22 protein-coding genes and 2 tRNA genes are annotated in these 26,441 nt (G+C 71.0%); 18 read left to right on the top strand and 6 right to left on the bottom strand.

The genetic code is table 11. From position 1 onward, the window contains the following. Nucleotides 1-4: 4 nt before the first annotated feature. From ACZ5U5_RS09060 to ACZ5U5_RS09035, 6 genes are all read left to right on the top strand, one after another. Nucleotides 5-166 (top strand): hypothetical protein, encoded by a 162-nt coding sequence (locus ACZ5U5_RS09060; RefSeq protein ID WP_363211168.1) that lies wholly within the window; start codon nt 5-7, stop codon nt 164-166. Between the two features lie 61 nt (nt 167-227). Further along, nucleotides 228-866, top strand: a complete 639-nt coding sequence (gene nadD, locus ACZ5U5_RS09055) for a nicotinate-nucleotide adenylyltransferase (RefSeq protein WP_469018336.1) — start codon at nt 228-230, stop codon at nt 864-866. Between the two features lie 16 nt (nt 867-882). Next, the gene (locus ACZ5U5_RS09050) at nt 883-2,577 is read left to right on the top strand and encodes an LCP family protein (RefSeq protein WP_469018334.1); all 1,695 of its coding nucleotides are present in this window, start codon (nt 883-885) and stop codon (nt 2,575-2,577) included. Nucleotides 2,578-2,712: 135 nt separating this feature from the next. Further along, nucleotides 2,713-3,159 (top strand): ribosome silencing factor, encoded by a 447-nt coding sequence (gene rsfS, locus ACZ5U5_RS09045; RefSeq protein WP_371529206.1) that lies wholly within the window; start codon nt 2,713-2,715, stop codon nt 3,157-3,159. Further along, a complete protein-coding gene (locus ACZ5U5_RS09040; RefSeq protein WP_469018331.1) occupies nt 3,156-3,797 on the top strand; it encodes a histidine phosphatase family protein in 642 nt (213 codons plus the stop codon). Before rsfS ends, ACZ5U5_RS09040 begins: the two co-directional genes overlap by 4 nt. A 150-nt stretch (nt 3,798-3,947) precedes the next feature. Then, nucleotides 3,948-4,020, top strand: a tRNA-Ala gene (locus ACZ5U5_RS09035). Nucleotides 4,021-4,023: 3 nt separating this feature from the next. Here ACZ5U5_RS09035 and ACZ5U5_RS09030 read toward each other — a convergent pair. Then, nucleotides 4,024-4,941, bottom strand: coding sequence for a helix-turn-helix transcriptional regulator (locus ACZ5U5_RS09030; protein ID WP_469018329.1), 918 nt, complete (start codon nt 4,939-4,941; stop codon nt 4,024-4,026). 94 nt (nt 4,942-5,035) lie between these two features. Here ACZ5U5_RS09030 and ACZ5U5_RS09025 point away from each other — a divergent pair, with 94 nt between their 5' ends. The 3 genes from ACZ5U5_RS09025 (at nt 5,036) to ACZ5U5_RS09015 (ending at nt 7,029) form a co-directional block, all read left to right on the top strand. Further along, a complete protein-coding gene (locus ACZ5U5_RS09025; protein WP_469018326.1) occupies nt 5,036-6,514 on the top strand; it encodes an MFS transporter in 1,479 nt (492 codons plus the stop codon). An 86-nt stretch (nt 6,515-6,600) separates the two neighbouring features. Further along, nucleotides 6,601-6,792, top strand: a complete 192-nt coding sequence (locus tag ACZ5U5_RS09020) for a hypothetical protein (RefSeq protein WP_469018323.1) — start codon at nt 6,601-6,603, stop codon at nt 6,790-6,792. A 3-nt stretch (nt 6,793-6,795) separates the two neighbouring features. Beyond that, on the top strand, nt 6,796-7,029 hold the full coding sequence (locus ACZ5U5_RS09015) for a hypothetical protein (protein ID WP_006137425.1): 234 nt from the start codon (nt 6,796-6,798) through the stop codon (nt 7,027-7,029). Here ACZ5U5_RS09015 and ACZ5U5_RS09010 read toward each other — a convergent pair. Next, complete coding sequence (locus ACZ5U5_RS09010) at nt 7,008-8,270, bottom strand: glycosyltransferase 87 family protein (RefSeq protein WP_469018320.1); 1,263 nt, start codon at nt 8,268-8,270, stop codon at nt 7,008-7,010. The two genes, ACZ5U5_RS09015 and ACZ5U5_RS09010, sit on opposite strands and share 22 nt — an antisense overlap. A gap of 111 nt (nt 8,271-8,381) precedes the next feature. On the opposite strand from ACZ5U5_RS09010, the gene ACZ5U5_RS09005 reads away from it, so the two are divergent. After that, a tRNA-Ala gene (locus ACZ5U5_RS09005) sits at nt 8,382-8,454 on the top strand. 67 nt (nt 8,455-8,521) lie between these two features. Here ACZ5U5_RS09005 and ACZ5U5_RS09000 read toward each other — a convergent pair. Next, nucleotides 8,522-10,117 carry an NADH-ubiquinone oxidoreductase-F iron-sulfur binding region domain-containing protein gene (locus ACZ5U5_RS09000; RefSeq protein ID WP_469018317.1) on the bottom strand — a complete coding sequence of 532 codons (1,596 nt, stop codon included), beginning with the start codon at nt 10,115-10,117 and terminating at the stop codon, nt 8,522-8,524. Next, nucleotides 10,114-11,376: a cytochrome b/b6 domain-containing protein gene (locus ACZ5U5_RS08995; RefSeq protein WP_469018314.1), complete on the bottom strand. Its 1,263-nt coding sequence runs from the start codon at nt 11,374-11,376 to the stop codon at nt 10,114-10,116. The genes ACZ5U5_RS09000 and ACZ5U5_RS08995 overlap by 4 nt, the downstream gene beginning before the upstream one ends. Nucleotides 11,377-11,790: 414 nt before the next feature. Between ACZ5U5_RS08995 and leuS the strand changes: the two genes are divergently transcribed. The 6 genes from leuS to ACZ5U5_RS08965 all read left to right on the top strand — a co-directional run bounded on the left by leuS (nt 11,791) and on the right by ACZ5U5_RS08965 (nt 21,950). After that, complete coding sequence (leuS, locus tag ACZ5U5_RS08990) at nt 11,791-14,694, top strand: leucine--tRNA ligase (RefSeq protein WP_469018311.1); 2,904 nt, start codon at nt 11,791-11,793, stop codon at nt 14,692-14,694. A gap of 145 nt (nt 14,695-14,839) precedes the next feature. Beyond that, complete coding sequence (locus tag ACZ5U5_RS08985) at nt 14,840-15,586, top strand: hypothetical protein (protein WP_469018308.1); 747 nt, start codon at nt 14,840-14,842, stop codon at nt 15,584-15,586. 66 nt (nt 15,587-15,652) lie between these two features. Continuing rightward, nucleotides 15,653-16,498, top strand: coding sequence for a DegV family protein (locus tag ACZ5U5_RS08980; protein ID WP_469018305.1), 846 nt, complete (start codon nt 15,653-15,655; stop codon nt 16,496-16,498). A gap of 809 nt (nt 16,499-17,307) precedes the next feature. Then, nucleotides 17,308-18,072, top strand: coding sequence for a ComEA family DNA-binding protein (locus ACZ5U5_RS08975; protein WP_469018302.1), 765 nt, complete (start codon nt 17,308-17,310; stop codon nt 18,070-18,072). Then, complete coding sequence (locus ACZ5U5_RS08970; protein WP_469018299.1) at nt 18,069-20,765, top strand: ComEC/Rec2 family competence protein; 2,697 nt, start codon at nt 18,069-18,071, stop codon at nt 20,763-20,765. Before ACZ5U5_RS08975 ends, ACZ5U5_RS08970 begins: the two co-directional genes overlap by 4 nt. A 210-nt stretch (nt 20,766-20,975) precedes the next feature. Continuing rightward, entirely contained in the window at nt 20,976-21,950 is a 975-nt protein-coding gene (locus ACZ5U5_RS08965) for a YceI family protein (RefSeq protein ID WP_469019385.1), read from the top strand. Nucleotides 21,951-21,977: 27 nt separating this feature from the next. Here the strand turns inward: ACZ5U5_RS08965 and ACZ5U5_RS08960 are convergent, their stop codons facing one another. Further along, nucleotides 21,978-22,223, bottom strand: a complete 246-nt coding sequence (locus tag ACZ5U5_RS08960) for a hypothetical protein (RefSeq protein WP_361046475.1) — start codon at nt 22,221-22,223, stop codon at nt 21,978-21,980. An 86-nt stretch (nt 22,224-22,309) separates the two neighbouring features. Between ACZ5U5_RS08960 and holA the strand changes: the two genes are divergently transcribed. Continuing rightward, a complete protein-coding gene (holA, locus tag ACZ5U5_RS08955) occupies nt 22,310-23,296 on the top strand; it encodes a DNA polymerase III subunit delta (RefSeq protein ID WP_469018296.1) in 987 nt (328 codons plus the stop codon). A 595-nt stretch (nt 23,297-23,891) separates the two neighbouring features. Here holA and rpsT read toward each other — a convergent pair. Next, a complete protein-coding gene (gene rpsT / locus ACZ5U5_RS08950; protein ID WP_469018293.1) occupies nt 23,892-24,158 on the bottom strand; it encodes a 30S ribosomal protein S20 in 267 nt (88 codons plus the stop codon). Between the two features lie 250 nt (nt 24,159-24,408). Here rpsT and lepA point away from each other — a divergent pair, with 250 nt between their 5' ends. Beyond that, a complete protein-coding gene (gene lepA / locus ACZ5U5_RS08945) occupies nt 24,409-26,280 on the top strand; it encodes a translation elongation factor 4 (RefSeq protein WP_469018290.1) in 1,872 nt (623 codons plus the stop codon). Nucleotides 26,281-26,441 lie beyond the last annotated feature (161 nt).

Genomic DNA, 26,441 nt, shown 5'->3' with positions numbered 1-26,441 from the left:
GACGATGAGCCTCCACAGCACCGCCTCCCAGCTGGTCACTCTCGCCTCCGAGGGCAAGCACGTCGACGAGCACGCAAGCCTCAGCCCCTACATCACCGGCGGTGGCGCGTTCGTCGTGCTGATGCTGCTCCTGTGGATCACCACGCGCTTCAACCGGGACCGCTGAGCCGTCCACCGGACGGACACCGGAACAGAGCCCGTCCACCGGGCCGGTAGGGTCTGCACGCATGGGAGAGCAGGACATGCCTACCGGTCCCGGTGCCGGCCCGGCCAGCAAGGGCAAGCGTCGCCTGGGCGTCATGGGCGGAACGTTTGACCCGATCCACCACGGACACCTGGTGGCGGCCCAGGAGGTCGCCGCGCAGTTCCACCTCGACGAGGTGGTGTTCGTGCCGACCGGGCAGCCGTGGCAGAAGAGCGACAAGGCGGTGTCCCCGGCCGAGGACCGTTATCTGATGACGGTCATCGCGACGGCCGAGAACCCGCAGTTCTCGGTGAGCCGCATCGACATCGACCGCGGCGGACCGACCTACACGACGGACACGCTGCGCGATCTGCGCACGCTCAATCCCGACACGGACCTCTTCTTCATCACGGGCGCCGACGCCCTCGGCCAGATCCTCACCTGGCGCTACACCGAAGAGCTGTTCTCCCTGGCGCACTTCATCGGGGTCACCCGGCCGGGTCATACGCTGGCCGACCCCGGACTTCCCGAAGGCGGCGTCTCCCTCGTGGAGGTCCCGGCCCTCGCCATCTCGTCCACGGACTGCCGTGCACGGGTCGCCAAGGGTGACCCCGTCTGGTATCTGGTGCCGGACGGCGTGGTGCGTTATATCGACAAGCGCGAGCTGTACCGCGGCGATTGAGCCGAGAGGGGCACCGGTGAACGACCGACAGTACGACCCGTATGCGGGCGGCGACCCGTACGCGGGCGAGTACGCGGCTGATCAGTACCAGATCGTCGGGTACGACGAGTACGGGCAGCCGGTGTATCAGCAGGTCCAGCAGCAGGCTCAACAGCAGGCCCAGCCGTCGGCCTCGTACGACCAGTACGGGTCCCAGGCCCAGGCCCAGCAGCAGTACCAGCAGCAGCCGCAAGGCTACGGCTACGACCCGTACACGACGGGGCAGCAGGCGCCCGTCCCGCCTGCCCCGCCCTACGACTCCGGTTCGTACGGCACCTACGACCAGCCGCAGACCGCCCAGCAGACGCAGACCGGCTGGATCCCGCAGCAGTCGCGGCAGCCGGAGCCTGAGCCCGAGCCGGATTTCGAGGCCGATCCGCAGCGTGAGCCTCAGCGCCGCGATCCCGCGTACGAGACCCAGCAGTTCTCCTTCATCGAGGAGCCGGACGAAGAGTCCGAAGACGTCATCGACTGGCTGAAGTTCACCGAGAGCCGCACCGAGCGGCGCGAGGAGGCCAAGCGGCGCGGGCGTTCCCGGGTCGTCGCCCTCGTCGTGGTGCTCGCGCTCGTCATCGCGGGCGGCGTCGGCTACCTCTGGTACGCGGGCAAGCTGCCCGGCCTGTCGGACGACGCAGCCGGCGGCGGCGAGGCGGCGGCCGGACCGCAGAACCGCGACGTGATCGTCGTCCACCTGCACAACACCAAGGGGGGCGGTACCTCCACGGCGCTCCTGGTGAACAACACCACCACGAAGCGCGGCACCACCGTCCTGCTGCCCAACGCCCTCTCCGTGACGGACGACGAGGGCGCGGGGACGACGCTCGGCAAGTCGGTCGACGACGACGGCTCCACCGGCACCCGCGAGTCGATCGACAGCCTGCTCGGCACCCAGGTCGAGGGCACCTGGCGCCTCGACACCCCCTACCTGAACAACCTCGTCGAGCTGGTCGGCAACATCGACATCGACACCGACGCCGATGTGCCCGACCCCAAGGCCAAGAAGGGTCAGGCGCCCCTCGTGAAGAAGGGCGAGCAGCAGACCCTGAGCGGCCCGATGGCCGTCGCGTACGCCACCTACCGCGCGTCCGGCGAGTCCGAGACCGCGCAGCTCGACCGGTTCGGGCAGGTCATGCAGGGCGTCCTGCGCAAGCTCTCGTCCGACCCGCAGGCCGCGACGACCACCGTCCAGTCGCTGGCCCAGATCCTGGACCCGTCCCTCAAGGAGAAGGACCTCGGAGCCTTCCTCGCCAAGCTCGCCGACCGAGCGAAGGGCGGCGACTACGCCACCCAGATGCTCCCGGTGCAACAGGACGGGACGCTCTCGGAGAAGGCCGGCGCGAGCGTGGTCAAGAGCGTCCTGGGCGGCGGGGTCAAGAACCCGGACAAGGACGCGGCCGTACGGGTCGGCGTCAAGAACGCGTCCGGCAGCAAGGGCGCGGGGCAGGACGCGCGGATCTCGCTGGTCAACGGCGGCTACACCTTCGTGGACGGCGGCGCGGGCTCGACGGCCCAGGCGACATCGCAGGTCACGTACGCCGACGCGGAGAAGAAGACGCAGGCCACCGAGGTCGCCAAGACCCTCGGCCTGCCGGACGGCGCGGTCCGCAAGGGCAAGACCGCACCGAACGCGGATGTGTCGGTCGTCCTCGGTCAGGACTACGACGCGGGATGACGGCGGCGGCCCCGGCCGCGGGTGGTTCCGGCCGGGGTGACGCAGCAGACAGGGCCGTCGCGTCATCGGCGGGAGGTCTTTCGGCGGTCCGTGAGACCCTTGGGGAGTCTTGACCACCCGAAGGAAAGCGCAACTGTGACCGCCACGGACCGCTCCATCGAGCTCATCAAGGTCGCCGCTCAGTCGGCCGCCGACAAGCTCGCGCACGACATCATCGCGTACGACGTCAGCGACGTGCTGTCGATCACCGACGCCTTCCTGCTCGCCTCCGCACCCAACGACCGCCAGGTCAAGTCGATCGTCGACGAGATCGAGGAGCGGCTCAACAAGGAGCTCGGCGTCAAGCCGGTGCGCCGCGAGGGCGACCGCGAAGCCCGCTGGGTCCTCCTGGACTACGTGGACATCGTGGTGCACGTTCAGCACAGCGAGGAGCGTGTCTTCTACGCCCTCGAGCGCCTGTGGAAGGACTGCCCCGAGATCGAGCTCCCCGCGGACGCCGTCGCGACCCGCGGCAAGGCCGCCGAGCACGCCGAGCAGCGCGCCGCGGAGGAGGCAGCCGACCTGGACGGTGAGCTTCGGTGACCAGCCGCGGCTGCCGGATCATCCTGTGGCGGCACGGCCAGACGTCCTGGAACCTGGAGCGCCGCTTCCAGGGCTCCACGGACATCGAGCTGACCGACACCGGAGTCGCTCAGGCCAGGCGCGCCGCCCGGCTGCTCGCCTCGCTGAAGCCGGACGCCATCGTGGCGTCCGACCTGAAGCGGGCGGCGGCCACGGCGAACGAGCTCGCGGACCTCACCGGCCTCCCCGTCACGCACGAGCAGGGTCTCCAGGAGACGTACGCCGGTGAGTGGCAGGGCCTGACGCACGACGAGATCATCACGCGCTTCGGCGACCAGTACGCCGCGTGGAAGCGCGGCGAATCGGTGCGCCGCGGCGGCGGTGAGCTGGAGACCGAGGTCGCCGACCGTGCCGCGCCGATCGTGCTGCGCCATGCCGAGAAGCTGCCGGAGAACGGCACGCTCGTGGTGGTCAGCCACGGCGGCACGATCCGCACCACCATCGGCCGCCTCCTCGGCCTGGATTCCCACCACTGGGAGGGCCTCGGCGGGCTCTCCAACTGTTGCTGGTCCGTGCTCGGCCAGGGCGCGCGAGGCTGGCGCCTCCTCGAGCACAACGCCGGCACGCTGCCGGAGCCGGTGCTCGGCGACGACGATTAGCCCTGCGCCGGGGCGGGTGCGGGGGTGGGTGCCAGAGCCGCTGGTCACAGGGCCCGGGAGGGCCCGCCACCCGGATTTCACATTCCGGCTCGTCGCAGGCTAAAGTTCTTCTTGTTCGCCCGCCGAGCGGGAAGAACACGAAGAACACACGGGGCTATAGCTCAGTTGGTAGAGCGCCTGCATGGCATGCAGGAGGTCAGGAGTTCAATTCTCCTTAGCTCCACAATCAGGATCCCGTCCTCATCAGAGGGCGGGATTCTTGCGTTTCCGGAGATCCTTCCGTTTCCGGGGGCCTGAGCTCGCGAAGCTCGGCTGCCCGCCGACGGCTCTCCTCGTCGTCCGGGGTGTACGCGACGATCCGGCACTCCGGCATGCCGTTGATGGACAGCGAGACCGACGTCATCCGCAGCTCTCCGACCGCCTCGTGCCGGAACGTCTTCACACGGGGACCCGGCGGCGCCACGTCGCCCCTCTCCCACAGCTCGGCGAAGTGCGCGCTCGCGGCCGAAAGCCGGCCTATGAAGTCCTCCCAGGCGGGCTCGCCCACATGCCGTCCGTACGAACTGCGCAGCGTCGCCACCATCACCGGCAGCTCCTCGTCGCGGAAGACCAGCGGGCACACGGGGTCGGGCGCGATGAACAGCGTCCACAGCACGTTCGGTGCGCCGATGGCCGCCAGCTGCGGGACGAAGAAGAGATCGCGGTAGGCGGGGTTGGTGGCGAGGATGTCGTACCGCGCGTTGTAGACCACCGCCGGGTGCGGGTCGAGGGCGTCGATGATGCCCTGGATCTCCGGGCCGACGGCCGCTGGGGACGTGGTCCTGCGGACTGGCTCGAACGGCACCTCCGCCAGGTGGTACAGGTGCTCGCGCTCCGCCCTGTCGAGGCGCAGCGTGCGCGCCACGGCGTCCAGGACCTGCGCCGACGCGTTGATCGGACGGCCCTGCTCCAACCACGTGTACCAGGTGACGCCGACCCCGGAGAGCTGGGCGACCTCCTCGCGGCGCAGCCCCGGCGTACGGCGGCGCAGGCCCGGCGGCATGCCCACGTCGGCCGGAGTCACCCTGGCCCTGCGGCCGCGCAGGAAGGCGGCGAGCTCCGGCCTCCGTCGCTGAGTCGTCCCCATCGTCATCACGTCCCCCATGGTCGGTCCTCGCCCCGGGCCTTGCCAGGTGCTGCCAGTACCAGCATCGGCGGGCTCTCGTTACCCGTACCAACTCGCCGCCACGCTCGGTGCCATGACCACCACGACCCCGCCCACCGCGGCGGAACCCGCTTGTTCGGGCCCCACATCCAGTAAAGCTCCCGGCACCGACAATCGCCCCGGGCGGCTGCTCGCCGTCGTCATCGCCGCGCAGTTCATGGCACTGCTCGACGTCTTCATCGTCAATGTCGCCGCGCCCACCATCCGTACCGAACTGGGCGCGTCGGGCGCGGGCTTGCAGATGGTGGTCGCCGGTTACACCATCACGTACGCCGTGCTCCTGATCACCGGTGCACGGCTCGGCGACCGCCTCGGACACCGTCGCGTCTATCTCATCGGCCTCGCGGTCTTCACCGTCGCCTCGCTCGCCTGTGGACTCAGCCGCGGGACGGGGGAGTTGATCGCCTTCCGGCTGTTGCAGGGCGCGGGTTCGGCGCTGCTCATCCCGCAGGTGCTCAGCCTGATCCAGCGCAACTTCACCGGGGAGGCGCGGACGAAGGCGCTCGGCGCGTACGCGGCCACGCTCGCCGTCGGCGCCGCCGCGGGGCAGGTGCTCGGCGGTGTCCTGGTCAGCGCCGACCTGTTCGGCACGGGATGGCGCCCGGTGTTCCTGGTGAACGTGCCGGTGGGTGTGGTCCTGCTGGTCATGGCGGGGCGCGTGCTGCCGCGTGACGCCGCCCGGGAACCGGGGGAGGGGCCGCGGGCACGTGGGCTCGATCTGCCGGGGCTCGTGCTGCTCGGCGCCGCCGTCTCGCTGCTCACCGTGCCGCTGGTGCTCGGTCAGGAGGAGAACTGGCCGTTGTGGTCCTGGCTCTCGCTGGGGTCCGCACTGCCGCTCTTCGCCCTCTTCTGTGCGTACGAGTCCCGGCTGGCCCGCGGCGGTGGCGCGCCGCTGATCTCGCCGCGGGTCCTGCGCATCCCCGGCATGGGCCTCGCCGTGTTCCGGATCGCCGCGGTGATGGGGGTCAACGCGGGCTTCCTGTTCGTGCTCACCCTGCACATCCAGGGCGGTCTCGGCTACAGCGCGTTGCGCGCCGGTCTGACGTTCGCGCCGACCGCGGTCGTCTTCGGCGCGGTCGGCCTGACGTGGCGCCGCTGGCCCGCGGTGCTCCAACGGGCACTGATCCCCGGCGGGTTCGCGCTCACCGCGCTCTCGGCGGGCGCCGTGGGGCTGCTGCTCCGGGACGGCGGGGAGGGCGGACCATGGCTGTATGTGGCTTCCGTGGGCATCGGCGCCGGCCTCTCCCTGGGGTTCAGCCCGACGCTGACCCGGGCGCTCTCCACGGTGCGGCCCGAGGACGCCGCGGATGCCAGCGGTCTTCTGTCGACGGTCGCTCAGCTCGGCCAGTTGATCGGCGTCGCGTGTTATGGCGCACTTTTCCTCAACCGGCTTGAGTCACAAGGGGCTCCGGGGGCGTATTCATCCGCGGACGCCCTCCTGGTGTGCACATACGCCCTGGCCGGGGCGGCCGCACTGGGCGCCGTGTCCGGACTGGTACGACTGCGTCGCTGACCGGGTCGCTCAGGCCGTGGCAGAATCGGACAGCCGGAAGGGGACCGCACCAGACCACCGATTGTGACCCGACGGGAGGGAGAGCGATGCCTGCGAGCATCCTCGATGGGGCCGACGGCCCCGTCGCAGTGGCCGCGCCACGGCGCGCTGCCTCTCCCTTCGCGGCGATCCCTCTCCTCACCTGTCCGTCCTGCGGTTCGTCCCATGTCGCCCAAGTTCTCGGCGACAACGGCGGTGTCTCGTACGTGTGCACGGCCTGCGGCCGCAGCTGGAGCTGATCGATGGGTGCACACAGGCGGAAGTGCGACTGGTGTGGCAGTGGCACGCCGATCGTCCGCGACATGGAACCGGTCAACCAGGACTACCAGTACTGGTGCGAGGAGTGCGCGCGGGCGCTGATCATAAAGGGCGACCCCATCGAGACGTACCGCGAACTCGAAGGGGAGCCGATCTATGGCCGGCTGCTCGACGAACACTGCACGCTCAAGCGCTTCTACTCCTTCGCCACGGCTTGACCTCGCCTCATCCTCAGGAGGGACCGGCGGCCGGCTCCTTGCAGCAGGAACGCCACAGCGGTCCCTACGTAGAGGGCTGACAGCGTCATCTCGCCATAATTCTGGTCGAGTTCGAGCCGCCCCACGCCGTGCGGGACCCACCACAGGGCGTACGAACAGAAGACGAGGGCCATCGCGCCGGTGCCTGCCCACCGGGCCCGGCCGCCGCGGCGCACCGCTTGCGTCCACACGAGCAGCACCATCGGCACGCACCACACCCAGTGGTGCGACCACGACACCGGGCTCACCAGGAGCGCCGTCGCCGCGCAGCTCACCGCCGCCCGGGCGTGCTCCCCGCGGAGCGCCGCGCGCACCGCGACCGTCAGCCCGAGCGCGCCGGCCGCCGCCGCGGCCATGATCCACCAGATGCCTGGCTCCTCGGTGTGCAGGAGCCGTGCGAGCACCCCGCGCAGAGACTGGTTCGCGGTGTCCTCCGGGAGCCCGACCCGGCCCGCCTCGAAGACCATCCGGGTCCAGAAGCGCCGCGAGTCGTACGGCAGGACGGCGGCCGCGAGCAGCGTCGCGCCGACGAAGGAGACGGCCGCCACGCACGCGTGCCGTACGGGTACGCGCCACTGCCCCCGCCGCACGGCCTCCGCGGCGCCGGTGAGCAGCAGGAAGACCGCGAAGAGCGCGGGCGTGAGCTTGATCGCGGCCGCGATGCCGATGCCCAGGCCCGCCCAGCGGTGGCCGGGGCGGCGGGAGAGATCCCACAGGACCAGGACGGCGAGCAGCAGATTGATCTGGCCGTACCGCAGGGTCGTCCACACCGGCTCGGCCCAGACCGCGAGTGCGGCCACCCACAGGGCGGTCTCCACGCGCGCGTGCCCGGCGCCGTTCCCCCCGGTGTCCTTGGCGGGCCCGACGAGACGGAGGGCGAGGTGGGCGAAGGCCACCAGGAGGAGCAGGTTTCCCGCCGTCGCCAGCGTGCGCATCTCCGCCGTGTCCAGGAGCGTCAGCGGCGTGAACAGCAGGGCGGCGAACGGCGGGTAGGTGGTGGGCAGATGGGCCTCGGTGGTCCGCAGCGAGTAGAGGTCGCCGCCCGCGCGCACGGTCTCACCCTCCGCTCGGTAGACCATCAAGTCGATCATCGAGACGTCCAGGGCGCGCTGCGCGAGCCAGAAAGCCGTGAAGGAGAGCAGGCAGGCCCCGGCGGCGAGGGGCACGCGGCGGCGGGCGCCGACTAGCGCGATCACGGTCACGAAGGCAGACAGTACCGGCCGTATCCGTACAGACCGGAAACGATTTGGTGGAGCACGGGGAGGACCGTGTAATGTTTACGAAGTCGCCGGGGGAACCGGGCGGACAAGCAAGGGGCTATAGCTCAGTTGGTAGAGCGCCTGCATGGCATGCAGGAGGTCAGGAGTTCAATTCTCCTTAGCTCCACAGCAGATGAGAGCGGGCCACCCGGATCGGGTGGCCCGCTCTCGTGTGTCTGGCCTCTAGGGGCGGGTCACTGCCGTCCGCTGCCGAGAGCCCTGCGGCCACGGCCGCGGCCCGGCGGCAGTGCGAGCGGCAGCGCCGTGCGCGGCGATGGCAGGGACGGGTCCTCCTCGATGCGCAGTGCGAGCGCCGGGCAGCGGCGTACGGCACGCTCGGCACGCGCTTCGGAGTACCGCGGTACGGAAGCTTCCGCCACACCGGGGAAGCCGTCGGGGCCCAGCTGGATCAGCTCGGGGACGATGTCCGCGCAGAGCCCGTGGCCCTGGCAGAGCGTCCAGTCGACGGCCAGCCTGCGGCCACTGGGGGCCTCGGCCTGCGGGGTTTCCGCCTGGAGCGGCAGGACGCCCTCCACGGGGCGGCCGCAGCCGGCGCCGAGGACGTGCGCGGCGAGGTCGTCCGTGAACGCCGAGATCGTGGATTCGATGAACGCCGCCGTGCCGTCGGGGTGCTTGCAGGCGCCGCGCCGCTTCACGGCCCGTGTCACCTCGCGCAGCGCCTCCAGGGCCGTGGGGCCGCCGCCGTCCAGGACGTCCGCGAGGCCGCGGGCCGCCGCGGGAAGGCCCAGATAGCAGGGGCCGCACTGCCCCGCGCTCTCGGAGGCCAGCCAGTTCGCCACCTGCAGCGCCTCCCCGAGCGGGCAGGTGCCTGCGCCGATCGGCAGGATCGCGCCCGCGCCGAGCGCGCCCCCGCAGGCCTCCAGGGAGGCGCGTGAGACGACCGCGTCATGAGCGGTGACCGCGTCGAGCCACTTGCCGTGATAGCCGCCCGTCAGGACGCCCTGGGGAAGCGGCGGGGCACCGGCCAGCTGCAGGACGTACCGCAGGGGCACCCCTGTGGGGACCTCGACCACCATGGGCCGCGCGACGGCTCCGGAGACGGTGAGCAGCACCGTGCCGGGCTCGTCCCGCAGGCCGGTGCGGCAGTAGCGGTCGGGGCCGATCCGGGCGGCCACCGCGAGCTGGGCGAAGGTCTCCGCGTTGGACAGGAGTGTGGGCGCGCCGCCCACCCCGGAGTCGGAGGTGCGCACCTTGCGTCCCGGTGGCATGGGCGGGCCGCCGTCCGCCGAACGCACCAGGGCCGACGATTCGCCGGTCACCATGCGCACCGGATTGCGCTGCACGCGCGCGCGGATGCTCGATCCGCGCCGGTTGGTCAGGCCGCGCTCGGCGAGCGCCGCCAGCATCGAGGACTCGGTGGAGTCCCGGGTGACGCCCACGACGAGCGTGCGGGCGCCCAGTGCCTCGGCGGCAAGGAGTGCGCCGTCGAGGATGAGGTGCGGGGCCCTGTTGATCAGGACGGTGTCCTTGCGGCAGGCCGGTTCGTCCTCACTGCCGTTGATGACGACCACGGGGCGCACGCCGCGACGTATCGCCGCGTCGGCGACCGAGCGCAGCTTCTTGGCGAAGGGGAAGCCCGCGCCGCCCCTGCCGCGCAGTGAGATGGCCTCGGAGAGGGAGGCGAGGGACTCGCCCGCCATGGGCTCGAGCGGGCCGTGCACCTTCAGGTGCATCGCCAGGTCGAGGCGCTCGACCAGGTCGAAGCCCGAGGTCAGGAGCGGAAGCCCGACGACTCGCACTTCGGGGACGTCGGGCAGCGACGCGTTCACTTGGGGCCTCCGGAGGCGGCGTTCCAGGGCTCGCCCGAACTCGGCGCCTGGAAGGTGTGGGGCAGCGGTTCAGTGGCGGGACCGTTGTCGTACGGGGGTTGGTACGGGGGTTGGTACGGGGGTGGGTACGGGACCTCGTACGGAGGGTCGGTGGCCGCGTCGTACAGCGGGTCGTACGCGGTGTCGTGGGAGCGGTAGCCGGGGTCCTCCGAGCCGTACGCGGTGGAGTGGGTGTCGTACGCGTACGAGGTGTCGTCGTACGGGATGTGCGGGGCCTCGGCCGGGGGTGGCGGGGACGGGGCCGGCCAGCGGGGCGCGGGGGGATCGACGTGCGGCAGTACCTCCGTGACCTCCGTGGGCTGGTTGGTGGAGGCGAGGACGCGGTAAGCCGCCGCGATGCCGACCACGGGGGCGGTGTCGGGCCCGGGTTCGGGGGCACGGCCGGGAGCGGCGGCCGTGCCGGGGAGCGGGGACTCGGCGGTGTCCCGGCGCACGGGGTCTCTGCCGCCCGCCCTGCGCTCAGGTTCGAGGACGGCCAGGATGCGGGCGGCCGCCTTCCGCTTGATCGGGAGCGGGGACGCGCGCAGCGCGACCGCGCCCGCGACGGCGACCAGGCAGAGGCTGTAGAGGACGATCACCCATGGCTTGGGGGCGCGTCCCGCGTACAGGCCGTGGATCAGGGCCGAACACCAGGCCGGGTAGGCGAGCATGTGCAGCGCGCGCCAGCGCGACGCGACCTGGGCCGGCGAGGCGAAGGCGCTGCGCAGGGCCCCGGTGACGCCTGTGACCACCATGAGGAGCCCGGCGAGCGAGCCGAGGCCGATGAGCCCGTCACTGCCGGAGAAGCCCATCCCGAAGGGGATGAAGGCGCCGACCGGCGACACGTGGTCGAGCGCGAGCTTGACGGTGACGTGCAGCAGGAGGAAACCGATGGAAGCGACCGCGGTGGCCCGGTGCACGGCCTGGGCGAGCAGTCGCTGACGGGAGTGCAGGAAGAGCCGGTCCGTGGCGACCAGGCCCCAGACGACGGCGGCGGTCAGGGAGACCAGGGACAGGACGCCGGTGGTGAAGTCGAGTGCGGCGCGGAAGGCGTCGCTCCCGATGACCACCAGCAGGGGTATGAGAAGCAGCGCGGCGGTCGTCAGGACTCCGCGCGTGGTTCTGCTCGGTTCGGGGAAGGCTGTGAACGAACGGCTCTGGCGGGCGGTGCGGTTGGAGCGGTTGGAGCGGCTCTTGCGAGGAGGATTCAGAGGGTTCATGGGGGCGACTCCGAAATGGCTCGATCGCCGCATGCTAAGTGTCCTCATACCGGCGAGTACGCGGTTTGAGTTATTGCGTCGTTATCTAAAAGCGATGCGATCTTGGTGTTGCCCCGATAGCGGTCGGTACGCGGAGTAACCTTTGGCCAAAGGTGGGCTCCGGTCCGCCGGTGGGCCGCGCGGCGGGCATCGAGCGGGGCGGCGGAACCTCGTCGCGGGCCGCGCGGGCGCTGCGGTACCCTGACGCCATGCGTGCCGTACGCCTTCTGCTTAGCGGGCCGCGCTGATCAGTCCCGACCGCCGGAAAATCGCGGTCGGCATCGGCGCGGCGTCCCCTCCTGTGTGAGGGGCTTTTTCATTTGGCCGGGACGGCCATTTCCGCAGGCAGAGACGATCGATGGAGCTTTGAGGATCATGAGCGAGACGAATTCTGCTGCCGCCTCCGAGGTGGCCGCACCGCACCGCTACACGGCCGCCCTGGCCGCCGAGATCGAGGCACGCTGGCAGGACTTCTGGGACGCCGACGGCACGTACGAGGCGCCCAACCCGAGCGGTGAGCTGGCGGCGAAGGGTGACGCCCAGGCCGCGCTGGTCGCCAAGCCCAAGAAGTTCATCATGGACATGTTCCCGTACCCCTCCGGAGCGGGCCTGCACGTCGGCCACCCGCTGGGTTACATCGCCACGGACGTCTTCGCGCGCTTCCAGCGGATGAACGGCCACAACGTCCTGCACACCCTGGGCTTCGACGCGTTCGGCCTGCCCGCCGAGCAGTACGCCGTCCAGACGGGCACCCACCCGCGGGCCTCCACCGAGGCCAACATGGAGAACATGAAGGCGCAGCTGCGCGGTCTGGGCCTGGGCCACGACAAGCGCCGCACCTTCGCGACGATCGACCCGGACTACTACAAGTGGACCCAGTGGATCTTCGTACAGATCTTCAACTCCTGGTACGACGCCGACGCCCGGAAGGCCCGCCCGATCGCCGACCTGGTCGCCCAGTTCGACAGCGGTGAGCGTGCCGTACCGGGCACCACGCGCGCGTGGAGCGAACTGGACGCCGTGGAGCGTGCGGAGGTCCTGAGCCAGTACCGCCTGGCGTACGCGTCCGACGCCCCCGTCAACTGGTGTCCCGGCCTGGGCACCGTCCTGGCCAACGAGGAGGTCACCGCCGACGGACGCTCCGAGCGCGGCAACTTCCCGGTCTTCAAGGCCAAGCTGCGCCAGTGGAACATGCGCATCACCGCGTACGCCGACCGCCTGCTGGACGATCTGGACGCGCTGGACTGGCCCGAGGCCATCAAGCTGCAGCAGCGCAACTGGATCGGCCGCTCCGAGGGTGCCCGCGTCGACTTCCCCGTCGGTACCGAGGACGGCGACGCGATCACCGTCTTCACCACCCGCCAGGACACCCTGTTCGGCGCCACCTACATGGTCCTGGCGCCCGAACACGAGCTGGTCGACAAGGTCATCCCCGACGTCTGGCCCGAGGGCACCCACGAGACGTGGACCGGCGGGCACGCCACGCCGGCTGAGGCCGTCGCCAAGTACCGCGCGTTCGCCGCGTCCAAGTCCGACGTGGAGCGTCAGGCCGACGCCAAGGAGAAGACCGGCGTCTTCACCGGCGTCTACGCCACCAACCCGGTCAGCGGCGAGCAGGTCCCGGTCTTCATCGCCGACTACGTGCTGATGGGCTACGGCACCGGCGCGATCATGGCCGTCCCGGCGCACGACAGCCGCGACTTCGCCTTCGCGCGCGCCTTCCACCTGCCGATGCACTGCGTGGTGGAGCCGTCCGACGACCGCGGCACCGACACCACGACGTGGGACGACGCCTTCTCCTCGTACGATGCGAAGCTGATCAACTCCACGAACCCCGAGATCTCCCTGGACGGCCTGGACGTCGCAGGCGCCAAGGCGCGCATCACCGGCTGGCTGGCCACCCGCGGCATCGGCGAGGGCACCGTCAACTTCCGTCTGCGCGACTGGCTGTTCAGCCGCCAGCGCTACTGGGGCGAGCCCTTCCCGATCGTCTACGACGAGGACGGCGTCGCCCACTCGCTGCCCGAGTCGATGCTGCCCCTGGAGCTGCCGGAGGTCGAGGACTACTCCCCGCGCACCTTCGACCCGGACGACGCGGACACCTCTCCGGAGACGCCGCTGTCCCGCAACGAGGACTGGGTCGACGTCGAGCTGGACCTGGGCGACGGCGTGAAGCGCTACCGCCGCGAGACCAACACCATGCCCAACTGGGCGGGTTCGTGCTGGTACGAGCTGCGCTACCTGGACCCGCACAACGACCAGAAGCTGGTCGACCCGGAGGTCGAGCAGTACTGGATGGGCCCGCGCGAGGGACAGCCGACGGGCGGCGTCGACCTGTACGTGGGCGGCGCCGAGCACGCGGTGCTGCACCTGCTGTACGCCCGCTTCTGGTCGAAGATGCTGTTCGACCTGGGGCACGTCTCGTCCAGCGAGCCGTTCCACAAGCTGTTCAACCAGGGCATGATCCAGGCCTACGTGTACCGCGACAGCCGTGGCTTCCCGGTCCAGGCGACCGAGGTCGAGGAGCGCGACGGCCAGTACTTCTTCGAGGGCGAGCCGGTCAGGCGCGAGCTGGGCAAGATGGGCAAGTCCCTGAAGAACGCCGTCACTCCGGACGAGATCTGCGAGGAGTACGGCGCCGACACCCTGCGCCTGTACGAGATGGCGATGGGCCCGCTGGACGTCTCGCGCCCGTGGGACACGCGCGCGGTGGTGGGCCAGTACCGCCTGCTGCAGCGGATGTGGCGTCTGATCGTCGACGAGTCGACCGGTGAGGTCACGGTCGCCGACGTCGCGGAGTCCGACATCGCCGAGGGCACGCTGCGCGCCCTGCACAAGGCGATCGACGGCGTGCGCCAGGACCTGGACGGCATGCGGTTCAACACCGCCATCGCCAAGATCACCGAGCTGAACAACTACCTGACCAAGGAGGGCGGCACGCTGCCGCGCTCGGTCGCCGAGCGCCTGGTGCTGCTGATCGCCCCGCTGGCCCCGCACGTCGGCGAGGAGCTGTGGCGCAAGCTGGGCCACACCGACTCGGTCGTGCACCAGGACTTCCCGGTGCCCGACCCTGCGTACGTCGTGGACGAGAGCGTGACCTGCGTCGTGCAGATCAAGGGCAAGGTCAGGGCGCGCCTGGAGGTCTCCCCGTCGATTTCTGACGATGAGCTGGAGAAGGTGGCCTTGGGCGACGAGAGGGTGCTGGCGGCGCTGGACGGTGCCGGGATCCGCAAGATCATCGTTCGGGCGCCGAAGCTGGTGAACATCGTTCCGGCGTAACGCCGGGCGCTGAACGGGTGCAAGGGGGCATGAGGGTAGTCCCCTACGGGCAGGTTGGGGGTTCCGTCGGAACCCTCGGCCTGCCCTTTGCGTTTACCGTTGAAGAGTCGGTGCGGAACTCGCCGCAGGACCTGAGAGGAGCGTCATGGAAGCCGTGGGCGTGATCGTGGCACTGCTCGTCCTGCTGTTCGTGGTTTTTGGTGCGTACATGACGGTGAAGGCGGTCGGAGCTGCCAAGCGCGGCGTGGACCGCACGATCTCGCAGGCGCGCCGGTCGGTGGAGGACACGACGCTCCGCGCCAGGAGCTTCGCGCAGGTGGGCACGGCCGGCGAACTGGCCCAGCTGCGCCTCTCGTTGCGTACGTCGATGCGGGCCACGCAGGACGCCCTGCAGGCGGGCGTGGTCGAAGACGCCTCGCTGAAGGAGTCCCTGGGCCTCTTCGAGCGGCTCAGCGCGCACGGGCACGAGCTGGACGACGAGCTCCGGCGCCTGGAGCGGGACCCCGACAAGACGTCCCTGGCATCGCGGCTCCCCGCGCTGCGGGAGCGTACGGCGCAGATCACCAAGTCGGCGGACTCGCTGCGGTGGGCGGTGCGCGACCGGTCCCAGCGGTTCGCCGACGACGACCTGGACTCGCTGAGCTCGCAGATCGACCTGGAGACGGGCGCCCTGCGGCACTGGACGAAGGAGCCCGCGCCCACGCAGACACCGGCCGCGTGGCCCGAACCCGAGCCGGCGGCGGACGCGGGCAAGGGGGCCGAGCAGACGTGGACGGAGCCGTCGGAACCGGCGGAGCCCCAGTCGGAGTCGGCGCGGCCGGCCATCACGCCGCCCACGCCGCGGCCCAGCTACCCCTGGGAGAAGCAGACCAGGCCCGAGAGCACGACGTGACTGAGCGAGGGGCCGAGCCAGGGGCCGGGCTGCCGCCGTCGGGCCCAGGCAGGTAATCTCCACCGCATGTCCCGTCATGTCGCGATCGTCACGGATTCAACGGCCTACCTGCCGCAGCGGACGATGGAGCGGCACGGCATCACGTCGGTACCTCTGACCGTGGTCCTCGGTGACCAGGCCCTCGAAGAGGGCACGGAGATCTCCGCCCGTTCCCTGGCTCTGGCGCTGCAGAAACGGCGCTCCGTGACCACCTCCCGGCCGAGCCCGGAAGTCTTCGCGCAGACCTATCGCAAGGTCGCCGAGTCGGGCGCGAGCGCCATCGTCTCGCTGCATCTGTCCGCCGAGTTCTCGGGCACGTACGACGCGGCGGTCCTCGCCGCGAAGGACGCGCCGGTGCCGGTGCGGGTGGTGGACACCGGCATGGTCGCGATGGCTCTCGGCTTCTGCGCCCTCGCGGCGGCGGAGGCCGCCGAGTCGGGCGGCTCGGTGGACGAGGCGGTGGCCGCGGCGGAGAAGAGGGCCGCGAACACGTCCGCGTACTTCTACGTCGACACACTGGACTACCTGCGCCGCGGCGGCCGGATCGGCGCCGCACAGGCCCTGTTGGGCTCGGCCCTCGCCGTGAAGCCGCTGCTTCAGCTGGACGGCGGACGCATCGAGATGCTGGAGAAGGTGCGGACGGCGTCCAAGGCCATCGCCCGCCTCGAGGAGATCGTGGTGGAGCGGGCCGGGTCGAACCGCGTGGACATCGCGGTACATCACTTGGCGGCGCCGGATCGCGCGACAACCTTGGCGGACCGCCTCAAGGGCCGGGTGCCGGGCCTCGCGGAGCTGCATGTGAGCGAGGTGGGCGCGGTGATCGGGGCGCATACGGGGCCGGGGTTGTTGGGGGCTGTTGTTTCGCCCTGGTGAGGGTGAGGGGGTTATCCACAACCCGTGGGTAATCCACGGGAATTGACCAAGATCAACGTGGTTCCGCTGAAGTGCCTAGCGTCGTCGGCATGGCACTTCGATCACTTTCACGGACATCTGCGGCGACGAGCGGGCCGGGGCGAGGCCCCGCGTCGGACGGTCGCGCGCGATACGGGCGTGCCCGCGGGCGGGCGATCCGGCGCAGACACGCTTCGGCGGAAGCGCGGGCACAGGCGTTGCGTCAGCGCGCGGAGTTGCTTTTCCCTGCCGGGGCCGAAGGGGGCGAAGGGGGTGGAGACTGCGGGGGGTTGAGGTCGGGGGCGCCACCGGGGCCGGAGACCGGGCCGGGGGCGAAGCCTGGGGGGCCGGCGACGTCTCAGCCGTACGGTGCGCCGCAGGTGCGGACGCGGGCCGTGCGGTGGCGGCAGCCGGAGTTGGAGGCTGTGGGGGGCGAGGCGTCGGAGCCGGGGCTGTTGTTTCAGCCGCGGGCTGCGCCGTTGCCTGCGTCGGCGCCGGAGAGTCCGGAGAGTGTGGGGCGAACGCAGGGGGTGCGGGCAGCTCAGGGTGTGCGTGCGGTTCGGTCGGTGGCGCGGCAGCCGGAGGCCAGGACGCTGCCGCAGGCCGTACGGCGGCAGCGTCGGGAGTTGTCGCGGCCGGATGCTGCGACCGTGCCGCGGCCTAAGGCGCGGGTCGAGGCGCGGGGCGAGTCGCGGGTCGAGTCGCGGGGCGAGGGGCGGGCTGAGGGTCGGGCTGAGGCGCGGGCTAAGTCGTCGGCTCAGCTTTCGGAGCCCCGAGGTGCTCAGCAGGCGGTGGCTTCCGGGGCCGCCGGTGGGGAGGTCGTGGCGCCGCTGCCGGGGCGGGTGGGGCTTGCGGTGCGGGAGCGGTTGCCGTTGTGGCTGCAGCTGCGGTGTGGTCTTGAGCGGCGCAGCCTGATCGCGCTCCTGGTGGTCCTCGCCCTCGCGGCGGTCTTCGCCGCCCAGCACTTCTGGGCGGGGCGGACGCAGCCGGTGCGGGCGCCGGACGTGGTCGGAGCGGCGCGTGATCCAGGCGTGCGGCCGTCTCCGTCACCAGGAGCCCCGCCTCCGCCGGAGGGCGATGGCCGACCGGCGACCGGCCCCGGCGGGGGGCGGATCGTCGTGGACGTCAGTGGGAAGGTACGCAGCCCGGGGATCTTGCGGATGCCCGCGGGTTCCAGGGTCGCCGACGCGTTGAAGGCCGCGGGCGGCGTCCGCCCCGGCGCCGACACGGCCGGCCTCAACCGTGCCCGTCTCCTCATCGACGGCGAACAGGTGGTGGTCGGCGCCCCGGCGACGGCACCGGCCCCTCCGACGACACCGGGCGCGGGGGCGGCGGCCCCAGGGGCGACGGGAGCGAGCCCAGCCGCTCCGATCGGCCTGAACACGGCCACCGCCGAGCAACTCGACGAACTGCCGGGCGTCGGCCCCGTGCTGGCGCAGCACATCATCGACTACCGCACGGAACACGGCGGTTTCCGCTCGGTGGACGAGCTGCGGGAGGTCAATGGAATCGGGGACAAGCGCTATGCCGACCTGCAGAATCTCGTGCGGCCATGAGAGCGCCGAGCCGGGTGGACGGCGGCGTTGTACCAGAAGCGGCAAGGGGCCCGGGAGACCCCGCCGTTCACGCCCCGGACGGCCGAGGGCTCACGGGATCGCGGCCACGCCCGGAAGGCCCGCTGGACCTGCGCCTCGTGCCGCCCGCCCTCGCGGCGTGGGGCACCGCGGCCCTGACACTGGACGCCCCGCCTCGGTGGGTGGTCGCAGCCGTGGTGGTCTGTGTGGCGCTGGCCGGCGTCCTGTTGGTGACGTGGACGGTGAGAGGGCGGCGGGACGTGCGGGAGGCGCGAGAGCCGACGACCGATGGCCGGCGGCAGCGTCAGCGGCACCCCTGGCAGCGGGTGTCGGTGGCCGCAGTCCTCCTCTGCGCCGCAGCGGGCGCTACCTCAGCGGCACTGCATGGGGCCGACCTTCACCGGGGGCCAGTACCTGCCTTGGCGCGTGAATATGCCGAAGCGGAAGCCGAGTTGATGGTCACCTCCGACCCCCGGCTGACCCGGCCCCGCATCACAGGGGCACATGCGATGCCACCCTCCGTCATGCTGAACGCGGAGATCGTCCGGGTGACGTCGCCGGACGGCAGCACCTCCGTGACACGCACGCCGGTCCTGGTCTTCGCTGAGGGTGCCCAGAGTGGCAAGAGCGGGGATTCCGACGCGCCCCGGTGGAGGGGAGACGAGGCTTCCACGGCCTCCTGGAGCAGGGCCCGCTGGCTTGCGCTTCTGCCTTCGACCAGGCTGCGTGTGCAGGTGAGCGTTTCGCCGCCCTTGCCGCGGGGTGACCGGGTCGCGGCGGTGCTGCGGGTGTCCGGCGGGTCGGCGCCGCGGGTGGTCGAGGGGCCGTCGGGGCCGCAGCAGGTGGCGGGGCGGTTGCGGGGTGGGCTGCGGGAGGCCACGGATGGTTTGCCGCCTGACGCGCGGGCGTTGTTGCCCGGACTGGTGGTGGGGGACACCTCGCGCGTGCCGCCCGAGCTGGAAGAGGCGTTCAGGGCGACCGACCTGACGCACCTCCTGGCGGTGAGCGGCGCCAACCTCACGATCGTCCTTGCCCTGCTCATCGGCCCGCCCGGCCTTGCCCAACGTGCCGAACGCCGGGGTATCGCGCCGCGGCTGGGGATTTCACTCCGGGCGACGGCGTTGCTGGGCGGCGCCCTCACCCTCGGCTTCGTCATCGTCTGCCGACCCGACCCCAGTGTGCTGCGGGCCGCGGCCTGCGGACTGATCGCGCTGCTCGCCATCGGCACGGGGCGGCGCCGTTCGCTGATCCCGGCCCTGGCCGCCGCCGTACTGCTGCTCGTCCTGTACGACCCGTGGCTGGCGCGCAGCCCCGGCTTCCTGCTCTCCGTCCTGGCCACCGGAGCGCTGCTCACCCTCGCCCCGAGGTGGAGTGCTGCCCTGCGCAGACGCCGGGTGCCTCCGCGGTTGGCGGAGGCGTTGGCGGCCGCGGCCGCGGCGCAGGCGGTGTGCGCGCCCGTCGTGGCCGTCATCGCGGCACGGGTGAGCCTGGTGGCGGTGCCCTGCAATCTCCTCGCGGAGGTGGCCGTAGCACCCGCCACGGTCCTCGGTTTCGCCACGCTCGCGGCCGCGCCGGCCGCGATGCCGGTGGCCAAGGCCCTGGCATGGTGCGCGAGTTGGCCGACAGGGTGGATCGCTGACATCGCCCGCACGGGTGCGGCGCTTCCCGGCAGCGGGGTCGACTGGCCCGGCGGCTGGCGTGGCGGCCTGCTGCTGGCGCTCGCCACGGTCGGCGTGGTGCTGGTCGGCCGCAGGCTGGTCAGGCACCCGTGGCTCAGCGCGGCCTGCGCCCTGCTGTTTCTCCTCGCGGTCGTGCAGCCCCCGCCCCTCACCCGGGTGATCGCGGGCTGGCCACCGCCGGGGTGGCGGTTCGCGATGTGTGACGTGGGCCAGGGGGACGCGACGGTGCTCGCCGCCGGTGACGGGGCGGGGGTGGTCGTCGACGCGGGCCCCGATCCGGTGCTCGTGGACCGCTGTCTGCGTTCGCTGGGCGTGACCCGTGTGCCGCTCGTGCTGTTGACGCACTTCCACGCTGATCACGTGGCGGGTCTGCCGGGGGTACTGCGGGGGCGTTCGGTCGGGGCGATCCAGACGACGGGGTTTCAGGAGCCGCCCGAGCAGGCACGGTTCGTACGGGCGCAGGCGGCCGCCCATCGGGTCCCGGTGAGTCACGCCGTGGCGGGGGAGCGGCGCCGCGCGGGTGCGGGCGCCCTCGACTGGCAGGTGCTCTGGCCCGCGGCGACCGGCCCGGGGGCGGGGCCGACTCCCGATGGCGCGAACGACGCCAGCGTCACCCTGCTCGTCCGGGCCATAGGGGTGACCCTGCTCCTGCTCGGTGATCTCGAACCGCCCGGCCAGCGAGCCCTATTACGTACCCCGGCCGTGGCGGCGCTGCCACCCGTGGACGTGCTCAAGGTCGCCCACCACGGCTCGGCCTACCAGGACCCCGGACTCCTGCAGCGGGCCGCGCCTCGCCTCGCCCTCATCTCCTGCGGGCGGGACAACGCGTACGGACACCCGGCGCCCCGGACGGTCGCGGCGCTGCGGGCCGGGGGAGCGGAGGTACTGCGTACGGATACGAACGGTTCGATCGCGGTGTCCGGCCCGGCCGGCAGGTCGGCGGTCGAGCCGAAGGACGGAGTCCCACCCCTGAAGGTGACCACCCGCCCCCCATGACGGGCGGGCCGCAGACGCCGCCCACGACTCGCCGCAGCCGCCCCGAGCTGCCAAACCCCCACCCAGGAGGACCAATTCGGTTACTCGCGACAGTTTCAGCGCTAACGAAGGATTTCAGCGCAGTGGGTTCGTGTTGCATCGAATGCCGCAACGGTGATCGAATGCCTCTTCGTGACCAGAGATGTCAAGGTGCGCGGGGGTGTGTCGCAAATGTTCGGCCGTTGGCTGGGAGACCGTACGAACCGAGCCGGCCGGATGAACCGAGCCGGCCGGATGAACCGAGCCGGTGGGATGAACCGAGCCGGCGGGGTGGCGAGAGTCCGGCAGGACGGGCGAGCGGGGCGGGTCGGCGGTCCCCTTTCCGCCGTGGCGGTTCCGCCCAGCGCGGGCGTGCTCAGTTGCCGGGTGCTCGACCCCGTCAACGAGCCCGTGCGGCACGCGGAGTTCGCGGTCAGCGACGCCATGGGGCGCAAGGTCGTCGGCGGGGGACTTGATCCTTACGGTTCGTTCGTCGCGACCGTTCCCGCCGGGGACTACCGCCTGGCGGTCTCGGCGGAAGGGTTCACCCCGTACCGGGCGAACGCCACGGTCGGGGAGAGCGCGCACGCCTCGCTCGGTGACGTCATGCTCCAGATAGCCCCGCCTCCGGCGCTGCCCGAGCCCGGTGACTGGGAGATCGACCCGCTGCACTCCTCGATCGCCTTCACCGCGCGGCACATCGGTCTTGCCCGTATCCACGGCCGGTTCAACAGCTTCGCGGGGGCCATCCGGCTGGGGGAGCGCATGGAGGACTCCGCGATGCACGTCGTCATCGACGCCGCGTCCATCGACACCGCGGTGCGGATGCGCGACGACCACCTGCGGTCCAAGGACTTCCTAGACGTGGAGCGCTTCCCCACGATGGAGTTCTACAGCGACCGCTTCGTGCACAAGGGCGGCACCCGTTGGGCGATCACGGGCGGCCTGACGCTGCACGGCGTGACGCGCACGGTGACGCTGGAGACGGAGTACCTCGGGGTGGGCCAGGGCCTGGAGGGCGAGACCCGGGTGGCCTGCCGCGCCTCCACGGAGCTGCATCGCGACGACTTCACGATCAACTGGCAGACGATGCTGGCCCGTGGCATCGCGGCGGTCGGCCCCAGCATCTCGATCGACCTCGACATCCAGGTCCTGCCCAAGAGCTGACGCCGGGCGCCTGCGCGCGAGGGGCCGTCACGGAGCTTCGAGCCAGCCCTCGTGCTCCGCCGCCAGATCGTCCAGTGCCGTCCGGTCCAGGCGCCGCTCCGGGTCCTCGACCACGACCAGCCACTGGGCGTCCTCGGCGTCGTCCTCGCCGGCCAGGGCGTCACGGACGAGCTGGGGCTGCTCGCGCACGCCGAAACGGTCGGGGAGTTCTTCGGCCACTTCCTCCGCGGCATCGCGGTCGGGCAGCACCAGGACATGTCGTACGTCGGTCACCCGCTCATTCTCCGGCACCGGGGGAGGCGGTCGGGAACCGGCTGTACGGGGCGGGCTGTCAGTGCCGCGTGGGATGCTTTATCGCGATGGCCAGGAAGACAGATACCGCCGACCCGCTCGCTCCCCTCACGCTCGCCGTGGGCCAGGAGGACCTCCTCCTCGACCGTGCCGTGCAGCAGGTGGTCGCGGCCGCCCGTGCCACGGACGCCGACACGGACGTGCGCGACCTCACCTCCGACCAGCTGCAGCCCGGCACGCTCGCCGAGCTGACCAGTCCTTCGCTCTTCGCCGAGCGCAAGGTCGTGGTCGTACGCAACGCGCAGGATCTGTCGGCCGACACGGTCAAGGACGTGAAGGCGTATCTCACGTCGCCGGCCGAGGAGATCACCCTCGTCCTGCTGCACGCGGGCGGTGCCAAGGGCAAGGCTCTGCTCGACGCCGCGCGCAAGGCGGGGGCCCGTGAGGTCGCCTGCCCCAAGATGACGAAGGCCGCGGACCGGCTCTCGTTCGTACGGAGCGAGTTCCGTGCGCTGGGGCGTTCGGCCACGCCCGAGGCGTGCCAGGCCCTGGTCGACTCGATCGGCAGCGATCTGCGGGAGCTCGCCTCGGCGGTGTCCCAGCTGGTGGCTGACGTCGAGGGCACGATCGACGAGGCGGTCGTCGGCCGCTACTACACGGGGCGGGCCGAGGCCTCCAGTTTCACCGTGGCCGACCGGGCGGTGGAGGGGCGGGCCGCCGAGGCGCTCGAGGCGTTGCGCTGGTCCCTGTCGACCGGGGTCGCCCCCGTGCTGATCACCAGCGCGTTGGCACAGGCCGTGCGGGCGATCGGGAAGCTGTCCTCCGCGAGGGGCGGGCGGCCGGCGGATCTTGCCCGGGAGCTGGGGATGCCGCCGTGGAAGATCGACCGGGTCCGGCAGCAGATGCGGGGGTGGACCCCCGACGGGGTGGCGGTGGCCCTGCGGGCCTGCGCGGAGGCTGATGCGGGGGTGAAGGGTGGGGGCGATGATCCCGAGTACGCCCTGGAGAAGGCGGTCGTCGCGATTGCTCGTGCGGCGAGGTCTCGGCGGGGGTAGTCGCTCCGCGGGTTGAGCGGTTTCTCTGCGGGCCGTTCGTGGCTGGTCGCGCAGTTCCCCGCGCCCCTGAGAAACGTTCGCCCGTCTTGCGGCCGCGGGTGCGTCGTGGCTGTTCGCGCCGTTCCCCGCGCCCCTGGGAAAGCGTTCGCCCGTCTTGAGGCCGCGCGTGCGTTGTGGTTGCTCGCGCAGTTCCCCGCGCCCCTGGGAAAGCGTCCGTCCGTCTTGAGGCCGCGCGTGCGTTGTGGTTGCTCGCGCAGTTCCCCGCGCCCCTGGGAAAGCGTCCGTCCGTCTTGAAGCCGCGCGTGCGTCGTGGCTGTTCGCGCCGTTCCCCGCGCCCCTTACGGGCCCTGCGCCGGTCTCTCGCCCGCGGGCCGCCCGTGGTTGCCTCGCGCCCGCGCGGCGGAGCCGCACATGTCACATCCCCGCGCCCCTTACGGGCCCGTCCCCCCCCAGAACACAGCAATGCCCCCGGAGTGGGCCGGGGGCATCGTCGCAGCGTGGCGTACTGCGTGGTCTGTCCGCGATTCGAGGTAGAGGGCTCGAATTACCCTCGCGGGAGGATTGATCAACGCCCCGGCGAGCCGGGGCAAGGGGGTCAGCCCTGGAGGGTCGCGACCTTCGAAGCAAGCGCCGACTTCTTGTTGGCGGCCTGGTTCTTGTGGATGACACCCTTCGAGACGGCCTTGTCGAGCTGGCGCGAAGCCTCGCGCGTCGCCTCGACGGCCTTCTGGGAGTCACCGGCGGCAACGGCCTCGCGGGCCTTGCGGATCGCGGTCTTCAGCGAAGACTTGACCGCCTTGTTGCGCTGACGCGCCTTCTCGTTGGTCTTGATCCGCTTCATCTGGGACTTGATGTTCGCCACGAAAGAGCCTTTTCAGGTTCAGGTACTGCAGAGGTACTGCAGATGAGTTTTTTTGACATGTGCCGCAATGCCGAGAGGGCAAGGAGACACAGCTGCCCAGATTACCAGCCGCTCCCCGCCCGTCCCAATTCGGGACCCCTCGTCCACCCGGACCGGCCCACACCGGGCCCAGTGCCTCACCCATGGGACCATGGAACCTACGTATAGATCCGACCCGAGGCGACAGGCGCCTCAAGAGACAGGACCCTGCGTGCCCGCGACCCCTAAAAATGTGCCCGAGCCGAGCCGTACCGACCCGGCTCTGATCCGTAATTTCTGCATCATCGCGCACATCGACCACGGCAAGTCCACGCTCGCCGACCGGATGCTCCAGCTGACCGGCGTGGTCGACCAGCGCCAGATGCGTGCTCAGTACCTCGACCGCATGGACATCGAGCGCGAGCGCGGCATCACCATCAAGTCTCAGGCGGTGCGTCTGCCCTGGGCCCCCACGGAGGGGCCCGAGAAGGCCAAGACCCACGTCCTCAACATGATCGACACCCCCGGGCACGTGGACTTCACGTACGAGGTGTCGCGCTCGCTGGCGGCCTGTGAGGGCACGGTCCTTCTCGTGGACGCGGCGCAGGGCATCGAGGCGCAGACTCTCGCCAACCTCTACCTGGCGATGGAGAACGACCTCAAGATCGTTCCGGTGCTCAACAAGATCGACCTGCCGGCCGCCCAGCCGGAGAAGTTCTCCGAGGAGCTCGCCAACCTCATCGGTTGCGACCCGGAGGACGTGCTGAAGGTCTCCGCGAAGACCGGCATGGGCGTCGAGGCGCTCCTGGACAAGGTCGTCGCCGAGGTCCCGCCGCCGGTCGGCGTCGCCGACGCGCCCGCGCGCGCGATGATCTTCGACTCGGTGTACGACTCGTACCGCGGCGTCGTGACGTACGTCCGTGTGGTCGACGGCCAGCTCAACAAGCGTGAGCGGATCCGGATGATGTCCACCGGCGCCACGCACGAGCTCCTCGAGATCGGCGTCTCGTCGCCCGAGATGACCCCGGCCGACGGCATCGGCGTCGGCGAGGTGGGCTACATCATCACCGGCGTGAAGGACGTCCGTCAGTCCAAGGTCGGTGACACGATCACCTCCCTGCACAAGGGCGCCACCGAGGCCCTCGGCGGTTACAAGGACCCGAAGCCGATGGTCTTCTCGGGTCTGTATCCGCTGGACGGCTCGGAGTACCCGGACCTGCGCGAGGCCCTGGACAAGCTGCAGCTCAACGACGCCGCGCTGGTCTACGAGCCGGAGACCTCGGCCGCGCTCGGCTTCGGCTTCCGCGTGGGCTTCCTGGGTCTGCTCCACCTCGACGTGATCCGTGAGCGGCTCGAGCGCGAGTTCGGACTCGACCTCATCGCCACCGCTCCGAACGTGGTCTACCGCGTGATCATGGAGGACGGCGCCGAGCACACCGTCACCAACCCGAGCGAATTCCCCGAGGGCAAGATCGACGAGGTGTACGAGCCCGTCGTACGCGCCACGATCCTCGCCCCGAGCGAGTTCATCGGCTCGATCATGGAGCTGTGCCAGAACCGGCGCGGTGTCCTGCTCGGCATGGACTACCTCTCCGAGGACCGCGTGGAGATCCGTTACACGCTGCCGCTCGCCGAGATCGTCTTCGACTTCTTCGACCAGCTGAAGTCCAAGACGCGGGGCTACGCCTCCCTGGACTACGAGCCCACGGGCGAGCAGTCCGCGCAGCTCGTCAAGGTCGACATCCTGCTCCACGGCGACAAGGTCGACGCCTTCTCCGCCGTCACCCACAAGGACGCCGCGTACGCGTACGGCGTGCGCCTGGTGGCCAAGCTGCGCGAGCTCATCCCGCGCCAGGCCTTCGAGGTGCCCGTCCAGGCCGCGATCGGCTCCCGGGTCATCGCCCGCGAGACCATCCGCGCCATCCGCAAGGACGTCCTCGCCAAGTGTTACGGCGGTGACATCTCCCGTAAGCGCAAGCTCCTGGAGAAGCAGAAGGAGGGCAAGAAGCGCATGAAGATGGTCGGCTCCGTCGAGGTGCCGCAGGAAGCCTTCATCGCGGTGCTCTCCAGTGACGACAGCGGTCCGGGCAAGGCGAAGAAGTAGCTCACGCCTCGGCCGCCGTCCCGTCCGTCACGGGCGTCACACAGGCGTTTCAACGGGTCCGTCGTGCTCTTGCGCGGCGGGCCCGTTCTTGTAGGAAGTGACAGGCAGAAGCCCCTTACGCACCGGGCTTCGGCGCTCTACTCTGATCACTGCTCGTAGGT

Source organism: Streptomyces sp. NPDC033177 (assembly GCF_055577715.1).
Note: the sequence above shows the minus strand (reverse complement) of the source record. Positions and strands in the feature narration are given on the sequence as shown.